Raw genomic sequence first — 20,031 nt, forward strand, 5'->3', positions numbered from 1 at the left:
CTGTAGCTCAGTTGGTTAGAGCGCACCCCTGATAAGGGTGAGGTCGGCAGTTCGAATCTGCCCAGACCCACCAATCGATGGGGCCATAGCTCAGCTGGGAGAGCGCCTGCCTTGCACGCAGGAGGTCAGGAGTTCGATCCTCCTTGGCTCCACCATCTCCACCTACCGCTAACGCGATTGCTTGAAAGCTCAGAAGTGAGTCTTTGACTTCTCCCTACCGCCAGGTAATGAGAAGGATGCAAATGCTGACTTCTGGTCTTTGATCAGAACTGTTCTTTAAAAAATTGGGAAAGTGATAGAAGTAGACTGCATTAACTGTTTTCACTGGCAGTTAGTGTCGTCAAGGTAAAATCTTGCGAACTCAAGCGCAAGTTTTCGGCGAAATGTCGTCTTCACTCATTTAACGCCCTGCAGATCGGTAGCGTCCTTGTGACGCCGGCGAGATTGCTTGGGGTTATATGGTCAAGTGAAGAAGCGCATACGGTGGATGCCTTGGCAGTCAGAGGCGATGAAAGACGTGATAGCCTGCGATAAGCTTCGGTGAGGTGGCAAATGACCTGTGACCCGGAGATCTCTGAATGGGGGAACCCACCTAGCATAAGCTAGGTATCTTAACCTGAATCCATAGGGTTAAGAGGCGAACCAGGGGAACTGAAACATCTAAGTACCCTGAGGAAAAGAAATCAACCGAGATTCCCTTAGTAGTGGCGAGCGAACGGGGACCAGCCCTTAAGTTGATTTGAGAGTAGCGGAACGCTCTGGAAAGTGCGGCCATAGTGGGTGATAGCCCTGTACGCGAAACGCTCTTATCAATGAAATCGAGTAGGACGGGGCACGAGAAACCCTGTCTGAATATGGGGGGACCATCCTCCAAGGCTAAATACTCCTGACTGACCGATAGTGAACCAGTACCGTGAGGGAAAGGCGAAAAGAACCCCGGAGAGGGGAGTGAAATAGAACCTGAAACCGTATGCGTACAAGCAGTGGGAGCCCACTTTGTTGGGTGACTGCGTACCTTTTGTATAATGGGTCAGCGACTTATTTTCAGTGGCGAGCTTAACCGAATAGGGGAGGCGTAGCGAAAGCGAGTCTTAATAGGGCGTTTAGTCGCTGGGAATAGACCCGAAACCGGGCGATCTATCCATGAGCAGGTTGAAGGTTAGGTAACACTGACTGGAGGACCGAACCCACTTCCGTTGAAAAGGCAGGGGATGACTTGTGGATCGGAGTGAAAGGCTAATCAAGCTCGGAGATAGCTGGTTCTCCTCGAAAGCTATTTAGGTAGCGCCTCATGTATCACTCTGGGGGGTAGAGCACTGTTTCGGCTAGGGGGTCATCCCGACTTACCAAACCGATGCAAACTCCGAATACCCAGAAGTGCCGAGCATGGGAGACACACGGCGGGTGCTAACGTCCGTCGTGAAAAGGGAAACAACCCAGACCGTCAGCTAAGGTCCCAAAGTCCTGGTTAAGTGGTAAACGATGTGGGAAGGCTTAGACAGCTAGGAGGTTGGCTTAGAAGCAGCCACCCTTTAAAGAAAGCGTAATAGCTCACTAGTCGAGTCGGCCTGCGCGGAAGATGTAACGGGGCTCAAACCAGGCACCGAAGCTACGGGTATCACCTCTGGTGATGCGGTAGAGGAGCGTTCTGTAAGCCTGTGAAGGTGAGTTGAGAAGCTTGCTGGAGGTATCAGAAGTGCGAATGCTGACATGAGTAACGACAATGCGAGTGAAAAACTCGCACGCCGAAAGACCAAGGGTTCCTGCGCAACGTTAATCGACGCAGGGTGAGTCGGTCCCTAAGGCGAGGCTGAAAGGCGTAGTCGATGGGAAACGGGTTAATATTCCCGTACTTCTAGTTACTGCGATGGGGGGACGGAGAAGGCTAGGCCAGCTTGGCGTTGGTTGTCCAAGTTTAAGGTGGTAGGCTGACTGTTTAGGTAAATCCGGACGGTCAAGGCCGAGAGCTGATGACGATCCTTCTTTTAGAAGGAGAAGTGGTTGATGCCATGCTTCCAGGAAAAGCCTCTAAGCTTCAGGTAACTAGGAACCGTACCCCAAACCGACACAGGTGGTCGGGTAGAGAATACCAAGGCGCTTGAGAGAACTCGGGTGAAGGAACTAGGCAAAATGGCACCGTAACTTCGGGAGAAGGTGCGCCGGTGAGGGTGAAGGGTTTACCCCGTAAGCTCATGCCGGTCGAAGATACCAGGCCGCTGCGACTGTTTATTAAAAACACAGCACTCTGCAAACACGAAAGTGGACGTATAGGGTGTGACGCCTGCCCGGTGCCGGAAGGTTAATTGATGGGGTTAGCGCAAGCGAAGCTCTTGATCGAAGCCCCGGTAAACGGCGGCCGTAACTATAACGGTCCTAAGGTAGCGAAATTCCTTGTCGGGTAAGTTCCGACCTGCACGAATGGCGTAACGATGGCGGCGCTGTCTCCACCCGAGACTCAGTGAAATTGAAATCGCTGTGAAGATGCAGTGTATCCGCGGCTAGACGGAAAGACCCCGTGAACCTTTACTGTAGCTTTGCACTGGACTTTGAGCTTGCTTGTGTAGGATAGGTGGGAGGCTTTGAAGCGTGGACGCCAGTCTGCGTGGAGCCATCCTTGAAATACCACCCTGGCAACCTTGAGGTTCTAACTCTGGTCCGTTATCCGGATCGAGGACAGTGTATGGTGGGCAGTTTGACTGGGGCGGTCTCCTCCTAAAGAGTAACGGAGGAGTACGAAGGTGCGCTCAGACCGGTCGGAAATCGGTCGTAGAGTATAAAGGCAAAAGCGCGCTTGACTGCGAGACAGACACGTCGAGCAGGTACGAAAGTAGGTCTTAGTGATCCGGTGGTTCTGTATGGAAGGGCCATCGCTCAACGGATAAAAGGTACTCCGGGGATAACAGGCTGATACCGCCCAAGAGTTCATATCGACGGCGGTGTTTGGCACCTCGATGTCGGCTCATCACATCCTGGGGCTGAAGCCGGTCCCAAGGGTATGGCTGTTCGCCATTTAAAGTGGTACGCGAGCTGGGTTTAGAACGTCGTGAGACAGTTCGGTCCCTATCTGCCGTGGACGTTTGAGATTTGAGAGGGGCTGCTCCTAGTACGAGAGGACCGGAGTGGACGAACCTCTGGTGTTCCGGTTGTCACGCCAGTGGCATTGCCGGGTAGCTATGTTCGGAAGAGATAACCGCTGAAAGCATCTAAGCGGGAAACTTGCCTCAAGATGAGATCTCACTGGAGCCTTGAGCTTCCTGAAGGGCCGTCGAAGACTACGACGTTGATAGGTCGGGTGTGTAAGCGCTGTGAGGCGTTGAGCTAACCGATACTAATTGCCCGTGAGGCTTGACCATATAACACCCAAACAATCTGACCGCAGGTCAGAGCGTGAGGAAGACGACGCCGAAAACGGGCGCGTGGGTTCGCAAGACCCAAGACGAGTTGTCTACTTCGATCACCGACCCAATTGGGCTAGCCAGGTAAGCTTCAACGCCTGGCCAGCCAACCGAATTGCTTGACGAACATAGAGCATTGGAACCACCTGATCCCTTCCCGAACTCAGAAGTGAAACGATGCATCGCCGATGGTAGTGTGGGGTTTCCCCATGTGAGAGTAGGTCATCGTCAAGCGCCTAACACCCAGCACCCCCGCTCAGATCACTCTGGCGGGGGTGTTGTCTTTGGGGCAGGAAAAGTTTGGCTGGACGCCAAGGCATTTGGGCCGATAGCCCTGCCAGCGGAAGCCGGGCAGTCATGCGGCTGAGGTTGCCCTCACCCTAGCCCTCTCCCGGGGGAGAGGGGACGTGAGCGGAGTGGCTGAGGCTTGAGCTGTGCTTGCTGGATCAGGTGCGGCTTGAGGTCTGCAAGAGCACCGACAGCCCGGCTACGCCGGGCTGTCGTGTTTGAAGCGAAGGAACCGGTGTAGGTTGGCGCTGAGCGCAGCGAAGCCCAACGATCAGGTCTGCTGCAGGGATCGAGCGAGCGGCGGCGGAGCGTTGACGGGGCGAGGTTGGCTTCCGAATGTTGGGCTTCGCTAGGCTCAGCCCAACCTACAAAGACAGAGCAATAAAAAGCCCGGCATGTGCCGGGCTTTTTGCGTTCTGGTCGATACTCGGGACTACTCCCGATCACGTTCCAGCAAGGGCTTGAGGAAGTGGCCGGTATAGGACTTCTTGTTGGCCGCAACCTCCTCGGGTGTACCCGTTGCGATGATCTGACCACCCTTGGAACCGCCTTCCGGGCCCAGATCCACCAGCCAGTCAGCGGTCTTGATGACATCGAGGTTGTGCTCGATCACCACCACGGTGTTGCCGTGATCCCGCAGGCGATGCAGTACGTCCAGCAATTGCTGGATATCGGCGAAGTGCAGCCCGGTGGTGGGCTCGTCGAGAATGTACAGCGTCTTGCCGGTATCGCGCTTGGACAGCTCCCTGGCCAGCTTCACGCGCTGGGCCTCACCGCCTGACAGCGTTGTTGCACTCTGGCCGAGGCGGATATAGGACAGACCCACATCCATCAGTGTCTGCAGCTTGCGCGCCAGGGCTGGGATGGATTCGAAGAAGGCATGGGCCTCTTCGATGGTCATGTCCAGGACCTCAGTGATGGTCTTGCCCTTGTACTTCACCTCCAGGGTCTCACGGTTGTATCTCTTGCCCTTGCAGACATCGCAGGCGACGTAGACGTCCGGCAGGAAGTGCATCTCCACCTTGATCACGCCATCGCCCTGGCAGGCCTCACAACGGCCGCCCTTGACGTTGAAGGAGAAGCGCCCTGGGGTGTAGCCGCGGGAGCGGGACTCCGGGACGCCGGAGAACAGCTCGCGGATGGGGGTGAAGAGCCCGGTATAGGTCGCCGGGTTGGAGCGTGGTGTCCGGCCTATGGGGCTCTGGTCGATGTCGACCACCTTGTCCAGGTGCTGCATGCCGTCGAAGCTGTCGTGGGCCGCGACCTCCAGGGTCGTCGCGCCATTGAGCGCCGTGGCGGTCAAGGGGAACAACGTATTGTTGATCAGCGTCGACTTGCCGGAGCCCGATACCCCGGTCACGCAGGTCAGCAGGCCAACGGGAATCTCCAGATTGACGTTCTGCAGGTTGTTGCCGCGGGCACCCTTGAGCTTCAGCAGCTTCTTCTTGTCCCGCGGGGTACGCTTGGCAGGCACCACGATCTTCTTGCGGCCCGACAGGTACTGACCGGTCACAGAGTCGGGGTGCTGCATGACCTGGTCCGGGGTTCCTTCTGCGATGATCTGACCACCATGGATGCCAGCGCCCGGACCTATGTCGATGACATAGTCCGCCAGGCGGATGGCGTCCTCGTCGTGCTCGACGACGATGACCGTGTTGCCCAGGTCGCGCAGGTGAGTCAGGGTGCCTAGTAGGCGCTCGTTGTCGCGCTGGTGCAGGCCGATGGAGGGCTCGTCGAGAATGTACATCACGCCCACCAGGCCCGCGCCGATCTGGCTGGCCAGGCGGATACGCTGGGCTTCACCGCCGGACAGGGTATCGGCACTGCGATCCAGGGTCAGGTAGTCCAGCCCGACGTTGACCAGGAACTGCAGACGCTCGCGGATTTCCTTGAGGATCTTGTCGGCGATCTGTTGCCGCTGGCCCTTGAGGGCTAGATCCTGGAAGTACTGGGTGGCATCGCCCACTGGCAGGCGGGTGACCGCCGGCAGGGTCTTGTCGCCGACCCAGACATGCCGAGCTTCGCGCCGCAGGCGGGTGCCATTGCAGTCGGGGCAATGCTGGGTACTGAGGTACTTGGCCAGTTCTTCGCGCACGCTCTGGGATTCGGTCTCGCGATAACGCCGCTCCAGATTCGGCAGGATGCCTTCGAACGGATGGGCACGCTTGACGATGTCGCCACGATCATTGAGGTAGCGGAAGTTGACGCTCTCGCGACCGGAGCCGCTGAGGACCGCCTTGCGATGCTTGTCTTCGAGACTCTTGAAGGGCTCGTCCAGACTGAAGCCATAGTGACTCGCCAGCGAACCGAGCATCTGGAAATAATAGACATTGCGCCGGTCCCAGCCGCGAATGGCGCCCTCACTGAGGCTCAGTTCCTCGTTGACCACCCGGCGGGCGTCGAAGAATTGCTTCACGCCCAGGCCGTCGCAGGTTGGGCAGGCCCCGGCGGGGTTGTTGAAGGAAAACAGCTTGGGTTCCAGCTCACCGATGGAAAAGCCGCAGATCGGACAAGCGAAGCGCGCGGAAAAGACGATCTCCTCGCCCTTTTCACCTTCCATGGGCGCGATGATGGCGATGTCGTCGGCAAGCTTCAGGGCCGTTTCGAAGGACTCTGCCAGGCGCTGCTGGAGGTCTTCGCGCACCTTGAAGCGATCCACCACCACCTCGATGGTGTGCTTCTTCTGCTTGTCGAGCTTGGGCAGTTCGTCCATCTCGTGCAGGCGGCCATTGACGCGGACGCGGACGAAGCCCTGGGCGCGCAATTCCTCGAATACCGAGAGATGTTCGCCCTTGCGCTCGCGCACGATGGGGGCGAGCAGCATCAGTCGCTCACCTTCCGGCATGGCCAGGACCTGATCGACCATCTGGCTGACGGTCTGGGCTTCCAGGGGCACGTCATGCTCCGGGCAGCGGGGCATACCGACGCGGGCATAGAGCAGGCGTAGGTAGTCGTAGATCTCGGTGATGGTGCCCACGGTGGAGCGTGGATTGTGCGAGGTGGACTTCTGCTCGATGGAGATCGCCGGCGACAGGCCTTCGATGGTGTCCACATCGGGCTTTTCCATCATCGACAGGAATTGCCGGGCATAGGCCGACAGGGATTCCACGTAGCGGCGCTGGCCTTCGGCATAGAGGGTGTCGAAGGCCAGCGAGGATTTGCCGGAGCCGGACAGCCCAGTGATGACGATGAGCTTGTCCCGGGGAAGGGTAAGGTCGATGTTCTTCAGATTATGGGTGCGGGCCCCACGGATGAGGATTTTATCCACGTAGACTTCTGCCTCGTTTTGGCGACGCTTCAATAGAAAAGAGGTCTCTTCCCAGGCTGCGGCTATCTGCCGCGCCTGTGAGAGAGGGGGTAAGGCTGGTAAAATTAGTGGCCCGACAGCGGTGATCGGGCGTTCGTGATCCTGGCGGTCGGGAACGTTCGGACGAGCGCTCGGCTATCTTCACCGCTTCCTCCCTAAATGGTCATTGTCACGACTGTTTTAAAGCTGTGTGGCGACGTAAAAGCCTGTCGCCGACGAGAGGATTATCAATGCTCGACAAGCGCAGTGAAGCCATGAACGGCGTCGAACGCCGTGCCGCCTTTGGGCTGGCTCTGGTCTTCGCCTTTCGTATGCTCGGTATGTTCATGGTGCTCCCGGTCCTGGCGACCTATGGTCAGGAGTTGGCGGATGCCACCCCGGCGCTGATTGGCCTGGCCATAGGTGCCTATGGTTTGACCCAGGCGGTCCTGCAAATTCCCCTGGGGACGCTGTCCGATCGCATCGGCCGGCGCCCCATCATCATTGGTGGACTGCTGGTGTTCGCCCTTGGTGCCGCCATCGCTGCCAATGCCCATTCCATCTGGGGCGTCATCGCCGGACGTATCGTGCAGGGTGGCGGCGCCATTTCGGCCGCCATCATGGCGCTGTTGTCGGACCAAACCCGCGAGCAGCACCGTACCAAGGCCATGGCCACGATCGGTATGAGTATCGGGGTGTCCTTTGCCGTGGCAATGGTGGCTGGCCCCCTGCTGACCCGTGCCTATGGTCTTGCAGGGCTGTTCTGGGCCACCTGCGGACTGGCGCTGGTCGGTTTGCTGATCGTGCTGTTCCTGGTCCCGCACCAGGCCTCGCCCTTCGCCCACCGGGAGTCGAACCTGGCGCGTCAGGCGCTGGGCGCGACCCTGCGCAATCGCGATCTGTTGCGGCTGGACTTCGGCATCCTCGCGCTACATGCGGTGTTGATGGCCAGTTTCGTCGTCCTGCCGCTGGCCCTGGCCGACCATGCCGGCCTGCCCAAGGAAGAACACTGGTGGGTGTACCTTACGGCGCTGGTGGTCGGCTTTTTCGCCATGGTTCCCTTCATCATCTATGGTGAAAAGAAGCGGCGCATGAAGCGTGTGCTGGTAGGCGCCATCAGTGTGCTGGTGCTGTGCGAGCTGTACTTCTTTTTCTTCAGCAACAGCCTGGTGGCCCTGGTCATCGGCATCGTGGTGTTCTTTACCGCCTTCAACCTGCTGGAAGCCTCGCTACCGTCGCTGGTGAGCAAGGTGGCCCCGGCCGGTGGCAAGGGCACCGCCATGGGGATCTATTCCACCAGTCAGTTCCTTGGTTCCGCTTTGGGCGGTATCCTCGGTGGCTGGCTGTTCCAGCATGGTGGCCTCTCCACCGTCTTCCTGGGTTGTGCGGCGCTTTGCCTGGGATGGGCGGTGGTAGCTGGTACGATGCGGGAACCGCCCTATGTCACCAGTCTGCGTTTGCCGGTTACGCCCGTGCTAGTCAACGACCAGGGATTGGTCGGACGCCTGTTGGCCCTGGCCGGAGTGACCGATGCGGTAGTGGTGGCGGAAGAACAGGCCGTCTACATCAAGATCGATACTAAAATCGTCGATCGGGCGCAATTGGAGCGACTGGTTAGCCAAACGCCAGTCGCCGCTTGATCGACAGCCTTATCAGGAGATTCATATGGCCCGTGGCGTCAATAAAGTCATCCTCGTCGGCAACGCCGGCGCCGATCCCGAAACCCGTTACATGCCCAATGGCAATGCGGTGACCAATGTCACCCTGGCCACCAGCGAGAGCTGGAAGGACAAGCAGACCGGCCAGCAGCAGGATCGTACCGAGTGGCACCGGGTGGTGTTCTTCGGTCGCCTCGCCGAGATCGCCGGCGAGTACATCCGCAAGGGCTCCCAGGTCTATGTCGAGGGCACTCTGCGTACCCGCAAGTGGCAGGGGCAGGACGGTCAGGATCGCTACACCACCGAAATCGTGGTCGATATCAATGGCAACATGCAGTTGCTGGGTGGTCGCGGTGGCAATGCCGGTGGCAACGATGAATACAACCAGAGCGCGCCGGCGCCCCAGCAACAGCGTGCTCCCCGTCCGCAGCAGTCGGCCCCGCAGTATGACAACGGTGGCAACGGTGGTAATGGCGGCAGCGGCAACAGCCGGCCCCAGCAGCAGCCGCAGTCTCGTCCGCAGCAGCAACCGACTCAGCAGGACTACGACAGCTTCGACGACGACATCCCGTTCTAAACGACGGGCAAAGAAAAAGGGCAGCCAGTGGCTGCCCTTTCTTTTTGGTGGAGGCGGGGGGATTTGAACCCCCGTCCGCCAGCTCTCCGCTATCGGTTCTACATGCTTAGCCCTGTCTACTGAGTTAACCCATTGCGGCCCGACGGGCAGGGTGCTTTGGGCGAGCTGTATAAGTTTTAGCCGTTACGTCTACAGCGAACTTGGCGGCGATCCTGTTCTATCTGACAGTCGTTTCGGGTTTACAGGCATCCCCTAGCGACTGCTAGCCGCGTTAAGCAGCTAGAGCGTAGTTGTCGTCGTTGGCAACTATAAGTTTGCAGCAGCGAATTTACGAGTTCTGCTACCAGCTCGGCATGCCCCTCAAGTTTCGTTACCGGCGTCGAATCCTAATCGCCCCCAAAACTTGCTGGTCGTTCACTATAGGAATTCCGGCCGTCCGACGCAAGTCATTGCTGACGAAACGTTTTTCGGCCGCTTGGCTATTTGGCGTCCTTGCGGATGGCCCTTTGGATCTCGCGGTCGGAATCGCGCTCGCGCTCGGTGGCGCGCTTGTCGAACTCCTTCTTGCCCTTGGCCAGCGCGATCTCGCACTTGACCAGGTGCTTCTTCCAGTAGAGCGACAGGGCGACGCAGGCGTAGCCCTTCTGCTGCACCGCGCCAAACAGCTTGCCCAGCTCGCGCTTGTTGAGCAGCAACTTGCGGGTCCGGGTCGGATCGGCGATGACGTGCGTACTGGCGGTCTGCAGCGGGGTGATGTGGCTGCCCAGCAGCCAGGCTTCACCGTCCTTGAGCAGCACATAGCTGTCGGTCAGCTGTGCCTTGCCGGCTCTCAGGCTCTTGACCTCCCAACCTGCCAGGGAAACACCTGCTTCAAAGCGGGTGTCGACGAAGTATTCGTGTAGCGCCTTTTTGTTCTGCGCGATGCTGCCGGGGGAGACTTTCTTTTGCTTGGCCATGATTCCAGGGTACAGCGAGTCGGGGGAAATGTCGCCACGCGCTTGAGCGGGTATGAGCAAACACGGACAATACCGCGGTTCTGGACTGCGGCAGGCTGATGCGGGAGTAAATTGCGTGCGCCGCCCTCAAATTCAAGGTCCGACACCGAATTCGCTATTCTACGAGGTTCCGATGAGCACGCACATCCAACGTTCGGCGTTGCTGCCCTATCCTGCTTCGGCGCTCTATGCGCTGGTCAATGACGTGGACCGTTATCCGGAGTTCCTACCCTGGTGCTCGTCCGCCCAGATCCTGGAGCAGGACGAAGGCCTGATGCGCGCCGGTCTCACCGTAGCCAAGGGTGGCCTGAGCCAGCAGTTCACGACCCGCAATACCCTGGTGCCGGACGAATCCATCACCATGGATCTGGAAAAAGGTCCCTTCAAGCAGCTGCATGGCGTCTGGTCCTTCAAGGCGCTGGGGGACAAGGCCTGCAAGATCTCGCTGGATCTGTCCTTCGAATACGACAGCGCCATCGTGCGCGCGACCCTGGGGCCGCTGTTCAATCAAGCGGCCAATACTATGGTGGATGCCTTCTGCCAGCGTGCTCGAGCCCTCTATGGCTGAGTGCTTCGCCATCGAAGTAGCGCTGGCACTACCAGAACGGCAATGGCTGCTGAGTCTGCAGGTGGAGGAGGGTGCCACTGTCGAGCAGGCGGTGTTGGCGTCGGGGTTGCTGGAACAGCTGCCACCCGAGCAGCGCGAGGGCTATCGGGTCGGTATCTTTGGCAAGCTGGTCGTCAAGCCGGGTGAGCGAAGACTGGCAGAGGGGGACCGCGTGGAGATCTATCGCCCGTTGCTCGCGGATCCAAAGGAAAGTCGCAAGCGACGTGCGGAAGAGGCCAGGTTGAAGGCTGGCCTCTAGCTAGGGATCACTGGCCGTCGGTACGAATGCGTTCGGGAGTCGGTACGGCGGCTGGCCGCGCGCTGTCGATTTCCTTCTGGATGCTGTCTTCGGTCGAACCGGGCACGGCTGGCGTTTCCGGCGCTGCTGCAGGGGCAGTGGGTTGCGCTGGCGCCGCTGGCGCAGTGGGATCCACGGTAGTGCCGCTATCGGTACCCATGATCTGCTGTTCACGGCTGGTACCGGGCATGAAATCGCCAGCCAGACCACTCAGCTGGTTTTCGCCATTGAACACCAGGCTGACACGCTCCTGTTTCCGCTGACCGCCGGCGGCCTGCAGGCTGTACAGATAGTCCCAGCGATTGGGATGGAAGGTGTCCTGGATCAGCGGCGAACCCATGATAAACCGGACTTGTTGTCGGGTCATTCCGGGGCGCAACTGGTCTATCATGTCCTGGGTGACGACGTTGCCCTGCTGGATGTCGATCTTGTAAACCCCCGGCAGAGAGCAGCCGGCGAGCATGGCTAGGCCCATCAGAGAGAGCCCGGTCAGCGTTTGCTTGAGGTTTTGCATCGGTGGGAGACTTCCACTATCTTGCTGGGCAACGAAGCACCGATCATACCCGTATTCCCGAGGGCTGCGAAAGCACTCGGCACCGAGAAAGAGCATGGTAGAGAACAACGAACTCCGCAAAGCGGGTCTGAAAGTGACCCTGCCGCGCGTCAAGATATTGCAGATGCTGGATACCACCGAGCAGCGCCACATGAGCGCTGAAGACGTTTACAAGGCGCTGATGGAAGCGGGCGAGGACGTGGGGCTGGCAACGGTCTATCGGGTTCTCACCCAGTTCGAAGCGGCCGGTCTGGTGGTGCGCCACAATTTCGATGGCGGTCATGCCGTATTCGAGCTGGCCGACACCGGCCATCACGATCACATGGTGGATGTGGATACCGGCGAAGTCATCGAGTTCACCGATGCCTCGATCGAAAAGCGTCAACGCGAGATCGTCGAAGAGCATGGTTTCGAGCTGGTCGATCACAATCTGGTGCTGTACATCCGTCAGCGCAAGTGAAGATCCAGATATGAAAAAGGCGACTCAGAGGTCGCCTTTTTCATATCTGTTGGTAGCCTGCTTCTAGCGGCTGACCACCAGTTTGCGGGCATGGGCGAGGGATTCGCGGGTCAGGTCGACTCCGCCCAGCATGCGCGCCACCTCTTCCACGCGCCGTGCGCGGTCCAGCTTGGCCACCGCCGTGCGCGTCTCGTCGGTGCCGCGCTCCTTGTGCACGAACAGGTGCTGATGGCCCTGGGCCGCCACCTGGGGCAGGTGGGTCACCGTCAGCACCTGGCCGCGCTCGCCCAGCTGCCGCAGCAGTTGGCCGACCACCTCGGCGGTCGGACCACCGATACCTACGTCTACCTCGTCGAATACCAGCGTGGGCGTGCGTGAGGTCTGGGCGGTGATGACCTGGATGGCCAGGCTGATCCGTGACAGCTCGCCACCGGAGGCGACCTTGGCCAGCGGGCGCAGGGGTTGGCCCGGGTTGGCGCTGACGCGGAATTCGACGCCTTCGTTGCCCAGCGGTTGGGGCTCACCGGTGCTGCCTGGCGTGAGGGTAATGCTGAAGCGGCCCCCCGGCATCCCCAGGCGCTGCATCTCGGTTTCGACCGCGGCAGCGAGCTCCGGCGCCCGCTGCTCGCGCAAACGACTCAGTTCGCCGGCCTTCTCCTGGTAGTGGCGCTCGAAGGCCGCCAGTTCTTCCTGCAGACGCTCCAGGGCGACGTCGTCGGCGTCCAAGGATTGCAGTTCGTTGCGCAGTTGTTCGTGCAGCTCCAGCAGGGCTTCGGGCTGGACCCGATGCTTGCGGGCCAGGCTGTAGACGCTGTCGAGGCGCTCCTGGACGGCCTGCTGGCGCTCCGGGTCGGCTTCGAAGTGATCGACGAAGCGATTGAGTTCGTTCATCGCCTCCTCGATCTGGATCTGGGCCGAGGCGAGCAGGTTGCTGGCTTCCTGGATCTGCGCCGGCGGGCGGTCGAAGGCGGTCAGGCGTGCCACGCTGGCATTGAGTGCCGACAGGGCGTTGCCCTGCTCGTTTTCGGTACAGAGGTCCATGGCCTGGCGGCAGGCCAGCAGGATGTGCTCGGCACTCGCCAGATCGCTCTGCTCCTGTTCGAGCGCCTGCAACTCGCCTTCGGCCAGGGCGAGGTTGTCGAGTTCTTCGAGTTGATAGCTGAGCAGCTGATGACGGGCGCGTTGCTCGTCGCCATTGCGGGTAAGACGCTCCAGGGTCTGGCGCACCTGGCGCCAGCGTTGGGCGGCGAGCTGCACCTGACGGACCAGTTCGCCTGCGCCGGCGTACTCGTCCAGCAGGCGGCGATGGGTGTCGAGGCCGAGCAGCGACTGGTGCTCATGCTGGTTGTGAATGTCGATCAGCAGGCCGCCGAGGGTCTTGAGATCAGCCAGCGGGCAGGGCGAGCCATTGATATAGCCACGCGAGCGTCCCTCGCGGGTGATGACGCGGCGCAGCAGGCAGGGACCGTCCTGTTCCAGGTCGCGCTCGGCAAGCCATTGACGCGCCTCGGGGATATCGGTGGTATCGAAGCTGGCCAGCACATCGGCCTTGTCGGCGCCGGGTCTGACCGCGTCGCTGTCGGCGCGATCGCCCAGGGTGAGGCCGAGGGCGTCGAGCATGATGGACTTGCCGGCGCCGGTTTCGCCGGTAATCACGGTCATGCCGCGCTCGAGGTCGAGGTCGAGGTGTTCGACGATGGCGTAGTTGCGGACGGACAGATGCACCAGCATGCGACGATCTCCGAAAGCGGTTTTCTGGTTGTTTATACAGTGCCGCTTGGGCACTGGCAATCCATACAGCTCTTGAAGCGCCGGCCGGCGGCCCCATATAGGCGCCATCGATCAAGGCATCGTCCATTAGAGGGCGCGCCCACCGGCAATATCACAGGAGGACTCCCATGGCCGACGAACAGAACTCCCAGAACCCCGAGCACGAGGCCGCGGCCCAGGGTGACGTCCAGCACGAGGACGTCGCCGCCCGCATCACCACGCTCGAAGAGCAACTCGCCGCAGCCCAGGATCAGTCGCTGCGCAGCGTCGCCGAGCTACAGAACGTGCGTCGTCGCGCTGAGCAGGACGTGGAGAAGGCGCACAAATTCGCGCTGGAGAAATTCGCTGGCGATCTGTTGCCCGTGCTCGACAGCCTGGAGCGGGGCCTGGAGCTGTCCAACGCCACCGACGAGACCTTGAAGCCCATGCGCGAAGGCATGGAACTGACCCTGAAGATGCTGCAGGACACCCTCAAGCGCTATCAGGTCGAGGCCGTCGATCCCCACGGCGCGCCCTTCAATCCCGAACACCACCAGGCCATGGCCATGGAGGAGAGCGCCACCGCCGAGCCGGGCAGCGTGCTCAAGGTGTTTCAAAAGGGCTATCTGCTCAATGGTCGCCTGCTGCGGCCGGCGATGGTGGTAGTCAGCAAGGCCCCTGCAGCGCAGCAGCCGAGCATTGACGAAAAGGCTTGAAATTCTTTCGCTCGGCCCCATCTGGTAGGCAAGCGAACATCAAAGGCCCCCTGAGCGGGCCGCGCGGAATCTGAGATTTCTGGAGAAGACTACATGGGCAAGATCATCGGTATCGACCTGGGGACGACCAACTCCTGCGTCGCGATCCTCGAAAACGGCAACGTCAAGGTATTGGAAAACGCCGAAGGCACCCGCACCACGCCGTCCATCATCGCCTACACCAACGATGGCGAGACCCTGGTTGGCCAGCCGGCCAAGCGCCAGGCGGTGACCAATCCGCAGAACACCCTGTACGCGGTCAAGCGCCTGATCGGTCGGCGTTATGAAGAAAACGTCGTGCAGAAAGACATCGAGATGGTCCCCTACAAGATCGTCAAGGCCGACAACGGTGACGCCTGGGTCGAGGCCAAGGGCCAGAAGATGGCGCCGCCGCAGGTGTCCGCCGAAGTCCTGAAAAAGATGAAGAAGACCGCCGAGGACTACCTGGGCGAGGCCGTGACCGAAGCGGTCATCACCGTACCGGCCTACTTCAACGACAGCCAGCGCCAGGCCACCAAGGATGCCGGTCGCATCGCTGGTCTGGACGTCAAGCGCATCATCAACGAGCCCACCGCGGCGGCTCTGGCCTATGGCCTGGACAAGGCTAAGGGCGACCACACCGTGATCGTCTATGACCTGGGCGGCGGTACCTTCGACGTGTCGGTCATCGAGATCGCCGAGGTCGATGGTGAGCATCAGTTCGAGGTGCTGGCCACCAATGGCGACACCTTCCTGGGTGGCGAAGACTTCGACATCCGCCTGATCGACTACCTCGTCGAGGAATTCAAGAAAGAAAGCGGCATGAACCTTAAGGGTGACCCGCTGGCCATGCAGCGCCTTAAGGAAGCTGCCGAGAAGGCCAAGATCGAGTTGTCCTCGGCTACCCAGACCGACGTCAACCTGCCGTACATCACCGCCGATGCCAGCGGTCCCAAGCACCTGAACGTCAAGGTCTCCCGCGCCAAGCTGGAGTCCCTGGTGGAAGAGCTGGTCGAGCGCACTATCGAGCCGTGCCGTACTGCCCTGAAGGACTCCGGCCTGGACGTCTCCGACATCCACGAGGTCATTCTGGTGGGTGGTCAGACCCGCATGCCGCTGGTGCAGAAGCGTGTGGCCGACTTCTTCGGCAAGGAAGCGCGCAAGGACGTCAACCCGGACGAAGCCGTCGCCATTGGTGCGGCCATCCAGGGCGCCGTGCTGGCCGGTGACGTCAAGGACGTGCTGCTGCTGGACGTGACTCCGCTGACCCTGGGCATCGAGACCATGGGTGGCGTGATGACCGCGCTGATCGAGAAGAACACCACCATCCCGACCAAGAAGTCGCAGGTGTTCTCCACCGCCGACGACAACCAGGGCGCCGTGACCATCCACGTGCTGCAGGGCGAGCGCAAGCAGGCCGCGCAGAACAAGTCGCTGGGCAAGTTCGACCTGGCCGAGATCCCGCCGGCGCCCCGTGGCGTGCCGCAGATCGAGGTGACCTTCGACATCGACGCCAACGGTATCCTCAACGTGTCCGCCAAGGACAAGGCCACCGGCAAGCAGCAGTCCATCGTCATCAAGGCGTCCTCCGGTCTGTCCGAGGACGAGATTCAGCAGATGGTGCGTGACGCCGAGGCCAATGCCGACGAGGATCGCAAGTTCGAAGAGCTGGCCGCGGCCCGCAACCAGGGTGATGCCCTGGTGCACGGCACCCGCAAGATGCTGACCGAGGCAGGCGACAAGGCCACGGCCGAAGAGAAGAGCACCATCGAGAAGGCCATTGGCGAGCTGGAAGTCGCCGTGCGCGGTGACGACAAGGACGCCATCGAAGCCAAGATGAATGCCCTGTCTCAAGCCTCCGCGCCGCTGGCCCAGAAGCTCTACTCCGAGCAGGGCGCTGCCGCTGGTGCCGAAGGCGCCTCGGCCAAGGCGGACGGTGAGGCCAAGAAGCCCGGCGACGACGTGGTCGATGCCGAGTTCGAGGAAGTGAAGGACAACAAGTAAGCCCCGTGCTTACCGCACCTGACGGGCTTCGTGCCCGTCGGATCCGCTACGCGGGAGCCTGCTCCCGCGTTGGCGTGTCTGGAGGGTGAGAAAATTTAAGGTGCAGAAAGTCTATGGCCAAACGTGATTACTATGAGGTGCTCGGGGTCGAGCGCGGCGCTAGCGAAGCCGAGCTCAAGAAGGCCTACCGACGCCTGGCGATGAAATACCACCCGGATCGCAATCCGGGGGACGCGGCTGCCGAGGAGCAGTTCAAGGAGGCCGCCGAGGCCTACGAAGTGCTGTCCGATGCGGGCAAGCGCTCGGCCTACGACCAGTACGGCCATGCTGGCGTCGATCCGAGCATGGGCGGCGGTGGTTTCGGTGGTGCGGCCGGTGGCGCGAGCTTCTCCGACATCTTCGGCGACGTCTTCAGTGACTTCTTCGGCGGTCGTGGTGGCGCCGGTGGTCGTGGCGGTCCGCAGCGCGGCGCCGACCTGCGCTACACCCTGGACCTGGATCTGGAAGAGGCGGTGCGCGGGACCACGGTCACCATTCGCGTGCCCACCCTGGTCGAGTGCAAGGTCTGCGACGGCAATGGCGCCAAGCCGGGTACCTCGGCGTCCACTTGCCCCACCTGCGGCGGTATCGGCCAGGTGCGCATGCAGCAGGGCTTCTTCTCGGTGCAGCAGACCTGCCCGCGCTGCCACGGCAGCGGCAAGATCATTCCCGAGCCCTGCAACGCCTGTCATGGTCAGGGCCGCGTGGAAGAGCAGAAGACCCTGTCGGTCAAGGTGCCGGCGGGCGTCGACACCGGCGACCGCATCCGCCTGACCGGCGAAGGCGAGGCCGGGACCCTGGGTGGCCCCAGCGGCGACCTCTACGTGGTGGTCAATGTGCGCGAGCACTCGATCTTCCAGCGCGACGGCAAGCATCTCTATTGCGAGGTGCCGATCAACTTCACCGATGCCGCCCTGGGTGGCGAGCTGGAAGTGCCGACCCTGGATGGCCGCGTCAAGCTGAAGATCCCCGAGGGCACCCAGACCGGCAAGATGTTCCGCCTGCGTGGCAAGGGCGTGACGCCCGTGCGTGGCGGTGGCGCCGGCGACCTGATGTGCAAGGTGGTGGTGGAAACCCCGGTCAACCTGAGCCGGCGCCAGCGCGAGCTGCTCGAGGAATTCCGCAACACCTTGCAGAGCGACAGCTCCCATTCGCCCCGGGCCAGCGGCTGGTTCGACGGCATGAAGCGCTTCTTCGACGACCTCTAAACCGGCAGGGGCGTCGTCGCGAGGCGGCGCCCGGCCAGCAGCCTGGAGCTGATGATGCGACGTATAGCTGTAATGGGCGCCGCGGGGCGCATGGGCAAGACCCTGATCGAAGCGGTCCAGCAGACCCAGGGCGCTGCCGGCCTGACTGCGGCGGTGGATCGTCCCGAGAGCAGCCTGGTGGGCGCCGACGCGGGCGAACTCGCCGGCATCGGCCGTAACGGGGTGATGCTGTCCGGTGACCTGGCGCGGGTGCTGGATGATTTCGATGTCGTCATCGACTTCACCCATCCCAACGTGACCCTGCAGAATCTGGCGCTCTGCCGCAAGGCGAAGAAGGCCATGGTGATCGGCACCACCGGCTTCACCGCCGAGCAGAAGCTGACCCTGCTGGAAGCCAGCAAGGAAATCCCCATCGTCTTCGCCGCCAACTTCAGCGTCGGCGTCAATCTCTGCCTCAAGCTGCTGGATACCGCTGCCCGCGTGCTGGGTGACGAGGTCGATATCGAGATCATCGAGGCGCACCACAGACACAAGGTCGATGCACCCTCGGGTACCGCGCTGCGCATGGGCGAGGTCGTCGCCCAGGCACTGGGTCGCGATCTGGAAGAAGTCGCCGTCTATGGCCGCGAAGGCCAGACCGGCGCCCGTGATCGCCAGACCATCGGCTTCGCCACCGTCCGCGCTGGCGACGTGGTGGGCGATCACACGGTGCTGTTCGCCAGCGAAGGCGAGCGGGTCGAGATCACCCACAAGGCCTCCAGTCGCATGACCTTCGCCAAGGGCGCGGTGCGCGCGGCGCTCTGGCTCAAGGAAAAACAGCCGGCGCTATATGACATGCAGGACGTGTTGGAGTTGCGCTGACCCACTCGTGGGGGTGCAAGGCGTGATCATTTCGTGTACAATGCAGCTTTAGTGTATCCACTAAAAGCTAGCGCAGAATGAAATCACAACATTAAAACGGGATGACTCTTCGAGATGTCATCCCGTTTTTTTGCACCCTGCGTTTGCCCGCCAAGGCTTGATTTTCGGAGGTCTTCTTGACTAAGCCAGCCATACTCGCACTTGCCGATGGCAGCATCTTTCGCGGTGAATCCATCGGTGCCGACGGCCACACGGTCGGCGAAGTGGTGTTCAACACCGCCATGACCGGCTACCAGGAAATCCTGACCGATCCTTCCTATGCGAAGCAGATCGTCACCCTGACCTATCCGCACATCGGCAACACCGGCACCACGCCGCAGGATGGTGAGGCCGCCCAGGTCTGGGCCGCCGGGCTGATCATCCGTGATCTGCCGCTGCTGGCCAGCAACTGGCGCAACAAGCAATCGCTGCCGGACTATCTCAAGGAAAACGGCACCATCGCCATTGCCGGCATCGACACCCGTCGCCTGACCCGCATCCTCCGCGAGAAGGGCGCTCAGGACGGCTGCATCCTCACTGGCGAAGACGCCACCGAAGAGCGCGCCCTGGAACTGGCCCGCGCCTTCCCCGGCCTCAAGGGCATGGACCTGGCCAAGGAAGTCAGCGTCAAGGAGCGCTACGAGTGGCGCTCCAGCGTCTGGTCGCTGGAAACCGACAGTCACGCCGAGATCCCGGCCGAGCAACTGCCCTACCACGTGGTGGCCTTCGACTACGGCGTCAAGCTGAACATCCTGCGCATGCTGGTGGCTCGCGGCTGCCGCATCACCGTGCTGCCGGCCCAGACCCCGGCCAGCGAAGCCCTGGCGCTGCAACCCGATGGCATCTTCCTGGCCAACGGCCCGGGCGATCCCGAGCCCTGCGACTACGCCATCAAGGCGATCCAGGACGTTCTGGAAACCGAGATCCCGGTGTTCGGCATCTGCCTGGGCCACCAGCTGCTGGCCCTGGCTTCCGGCGCCAAGACGGTGAAGATGCCCAACGGTCACCACGGCGCCAACCATCCGGTGCAGGATCTCGACAGCGGCGTGGTGATGATCACCAGCCAGAACCACGGCTTCGCTGTGGACGAGGCTAGTCTGCCGGCCAATGTGCGGGCCACCCACAAGTCGCTGTTCGACGGCACCCTGCAGGGCATCGAGCGTACCGACAAGGTCGCCTTCAGCTTCCAGGGTCACCCCGAGGCGAGCCCTGGTCCGCACGACGTGGCACCGCTGTTCGACAAGTTCATCCAGGCCATGGCCGCGCGCCGCTAAGACGAG

The 20,031-nt window shown here is 61.2% G+C and carries 14 protein-coding genes, 2 tRNA genes, 2 rRNA genes and 1 other RNA gene (1 of these 19 cut by a window edge); 14 read left to right on the forward strand and 5 right to left on the reverse strand.

Annotated features, from left to right (window positions below; genetic code table 11):
• From V6W80_RS02115 to rrf, 4 genes are all read left to right on the forward strand, one after another.
• Nucleotides 1-73: transfer RNA gene (locus V6W80_RS02115), tRNA-Ile, on the forward strand (it extends 4 nt beyond the left edge of the window).
• A gap of 6 nt (nt 74-79) precedes the next feature.
• A tRNA-Ala gene (locus tag V6W80_RS02120) sits at nt 80-155 on the forward strand.
• 305 nt (nt 156-460) lie between these two features.
• Nucleotides 461-3,353: ribosomal RNA gene (locus V6W80_RS02125) — 23S ribosomal RNA — on the forward strand.
• Nucleotides 3,354-3,513: 160 nt separating this feature from the next.
• Nucleotides 3,514-3,629: ribosomal RNA gene (rrf, locus tag V6W80_RS02130) — 5S ribosomal RNA — on the forward strand.
• A gap of 487 nt (nt 3,630-4,116) precedes the next feature.
• Here the strand turns inward: rrf and uvrA are convergent.
• Entirely contained in the window at nt 4,117-6,951 is a 2,835-nt protein-coding gene (gene uvrA / locus V6W80_RS02135; RefSeq protein ID WP_338545752.1) for an excinuclease ABC subunit UvrA, read from the reverse strand.
• Nucleotides 6,952-7,220: 269 nt separating this feature from the next.
• Here uvrA and V6W80_RS02140 point away from each other — a divergent pair, with 269 nt between their 5' ends.
• Together V6W80_RS02140 and ssb are read left to right on the forward strand one after the other, a co-directional pair.
• Nucleotides 7,221-8,609, forward strand: coding sequence for an MFS transporter (locus tag V6W80_RS02140; RefSeq protein ID WP_184292346.1), 1,389 nt, complete (start codon nt 7,221-7,223; stop codon nt 8,607-8,609).
• A 25-nt stretch (nt 8,610-8,634) separates the two neighbouring features.
• The gene (gene ssb, locus V6W80_RS02145) at nt 8,635-9,204 is read left to right on the forward strand and encodes a single-stranded DNA-binding protein (RefSeq protein ID WP_184292344.1); all 570 of its coding nucleotides are present in this window, start codon (nt 8,635-8,637) and stop codon (nt 9,202-9,204) included.
• A 45-nt stretch (nt 9,205-9,249) separates the two neighbouring features.
• Here ssb and ssrA read toward each other — a convergent pair.
• Together ssrA and smpB are read right to left on the reverse strand one after the other, a co-directional pair.
• Nucleotides 9,250-9,602: a transfer-messenger RNA gene (gene ssrA / locus V6W80_RS02150) on the reverse strand.
• 81 nt (nt 9,603-9,683) lie between these two features.
• On the reverse strand, nt 9,684-10,160 hold the full coding sequence (gene smpB / locus V6W80_RS02155) for an SsrA-binding protein SmpB (RefSeq protein ID WP_007162671.1): 477 nt from the start codon (nt 10,158-10,160) through the stop codon (nt 9,684-9,686).
• 172 nt (nt 10,161-10,332) lie between these two features.
• Between smpB and V6W80_RS02160 the strand changes: the two genes are divergently transcribed.
• Both V6W80_RS02160 and V6W80_RS02165 read left to right on the forward strand, forming a co-directional pair.
• Complete coding sequence (locus V6W80_RS02160) at nt 10,333-10,767, forward strand: type II toxin-antitoxin system RatA family toxin (RefSeq protein ID WP_017640639.1); 435 nt, start codon at nt 10,333-10,335, stop codon at nt 10,765-10,767.
• Nucleotides 10,760-11,065, forward strand: a complete 306-nt coding sequence (locus V6W80_RS02165) for an RnfH family protein (RefSeq protein WP_160924575.1) — start codon at nt 10,760-10,762, stop codon at nt 11,063-11,065. Before V6W80_RS02160 ends, V6W80_RS02165 begins: the two co-directional genes overlap by 8 nt.
• A 7-nt stretch (nt 11,066-11,072) precedes the next feature.
• On the opposite strand, the gene V6W80_RS02170 is transcribed toward V6W80_RS02165, so the two are convergent.
• Nucleotides 11,073-11,618, reverse strand: a complete 546-nt coding sequence (locus V6W80_RS02170) for an outer membrane protein assembly factor BamE (RefSeq protein ID WP_338545753.1) — start codon at nt 11,616-11,618, stop codon at nt 11,073-11,075.
• A 94-nt stretch (nt 11,619-11,712) separates the two neighbouring features.
• Here V6W80_RS02170 and fur point away from each other — a divergent pair, with 94 nt between their 5' ends.
• Nucleotides 11,713-12,117, forward strand: coding sequence for a ferric iron uptake transcriptional regulator (fur, locus tag V6W80_RS02175; protein WP_007162667.1), 405 nt, complete (start codon nt 11,713-11,715; stop codon nt 12,115-12,117).
• A 63-nt stretch (nt 12,118-12,180) separates the two neighbouring features.
• Here the strand turns inward: fur and recN are convergent, their stop codons facing one another.
• Complete coding sequence (recN, locus tag V6W80_RS02180; protein WP_017640636.1) at nt 12,181-13,848, reverse strand: DNA repair protein RecN; 1,668 nt, start codon at nt 13,846-13,848, stop codon at nt 12,181-12,183.
• Nucleotides 13,849-14,015: 167 nt separating this feature from the next.
• Between recN and grpE the strand changes: the two genes are divergently transcribed.
• The 5 genes from grpE (at nt 14,016) to carA (ending at nt 20,025) form a co-directional block, all read left to right on the forward strand.
• Complete coding sequence (gene grpE, locus V6W80_RS02185; RefSeq protein WP_338545754.1) at nt 14,016-14,582, forward strand: nucleotide exchange factor GrpE; 567 nt, start codon at nt 14,016-14,018, stop codon at nt 14,580-14,582.
• A gap of 93 nt (nt 14,583-14,675) precedes the next feature.
• Nucleotides 14,676-16,604 (forward strand): molecular chaperone DnaK, encoded by a 1,929-nt coding sequence (dnaK, locus tag V6W80_RS02190; RefSeq protein ID WP_017640634.1) that lies wholly within the window; start codon nt 14,676-14,678, stop codon nt 16,602-16,604.
• Nucleotides 16,605-16,717: 113 nt separating this feature from the next.
• Nucleotides 16,718-17,851: a molecular chaperone DnaJ gene (dnaJ, locus tag V6W80_RS02195; protein ID WP_007162663.1), complete on the forward strand. Its 1,134-nt coding sequence runs from the start codon at nt 16,718-16,720 to the stop codon at nt 17,849-17,851.
• 54 nt (nt 17,852-17,905) lie between these two features.
• A complete protein-coding gene (dapB, locus tag V6W80_RS02200) occupies nt 17,906-18,712 on the forward strand; it encodes a 4-hydroxy-tetrahydrodipicolinate reductase (RefSeq protein ID WP_160924574.1) in 807 nt (268 codons plus the stop codon).
• 176 nt (nt 18,713-18,888) lie between these two features.
• A complete protein-coding gene (gene carA, locus V6W80_RS02205) occupies nt 18,889-20,025 on the forward strand; it encodes a glutamine-hydrolyzing carbamoyl-phosphate synthase small subunit (RefSeq protein WP_017640632.1) in 1,137 nt (378 codons plus the stop codon).
• Nucleotides 20,026-20,031 lie beyond the last annotated feature (6 nt).

The organism is Pseudomonas benzopyrenica (assembly GCF_036884265.1).
GTDB lineage: Bacteria > Pseudomonadota > Gammaproteobacteria > Pseudomonadales > Pseudomonadaceae > Chryseomonas > Chryseomonas benzopyrenica.

Coding starts and splice junctions, on each gene's coding strand:
- V6W80_RS02140 (WP_184292346.1), top strand. CDS start 7,221: ATGCTCGACAAGCGCAGTGAAGCCATGAACGGCGTCGAACGCCGTGCC.
- ssb (WP_184292344.1), top strand. CDS start 8,635: ATGGCCCGTGGCGTCAATAAAGTCATCCTCGTCGGCAACGCCGGCGCC.
- smpB (WP_007162671.1), bottom strand. CDS start 10,160: ATGGCCAAGCAAAAGAAAGTCTCCCCCGGCAGCATCGCGCAGAACAAA.
- V6W80_RS02160 (WP_017640639.1), top strand. CDS start 10,333: ATGAGCACGCACATCCAACGTTCGGCGTTGCTGCCCTATCCTGCTTCG.
- V6W80_RS02165 (WP_160924575.1), top strand. CDS start 10,760: ATGGCTGAGTGCTTCGCCATCGAAGTAGCGCTGGCACTACCAGAACGG.
- V6W80_RS02170 (WP_338545753.1), bottom strand. CDS start 11,618: ATGCAAAACCTCAAGCAAACGCTGACCGGGCTCTCTCTGATGGGCCTA.
- fur (WP_007162667.1), top strand. CDS start 11,713: ATGGTAGAGAACAACGAACTCCGCAAAGCGGGTCTGAAAGTGACCCTG.
- recN (WP_017640636.1), bottom strand. CDS start 13,848: ATGCTGGTGCATCTGTCCGTCCGCAACTACGCCATCGTCGAACACCTC.
- grpE (WP_338545754.1), top strand. CDS start 14,016: ATGGCCGACGAACAGAACTCCCAGAACCCCGAGCACGAGGCCGCGGCC.
- dnaK (WP_017640634.1), top strand. CDS start 14,676: ATGGGCAAGATCATCGGTATCGACCTGGGGACGACCAACTCCTGCGTC.
- dnaJ (WP_007162663.1), top strand. CDS start 16,718: ATGGCCAAACGTGATTACTATGAGGTGCTCGGGGTCGAGCGCGGCGCT.
- dapB (WP_160924574.1), top strand. CDS start 17,906: ATGCGACGTATAGCTGTAATGGGCGCCGCGGGGCGCATGGGCAAGACC.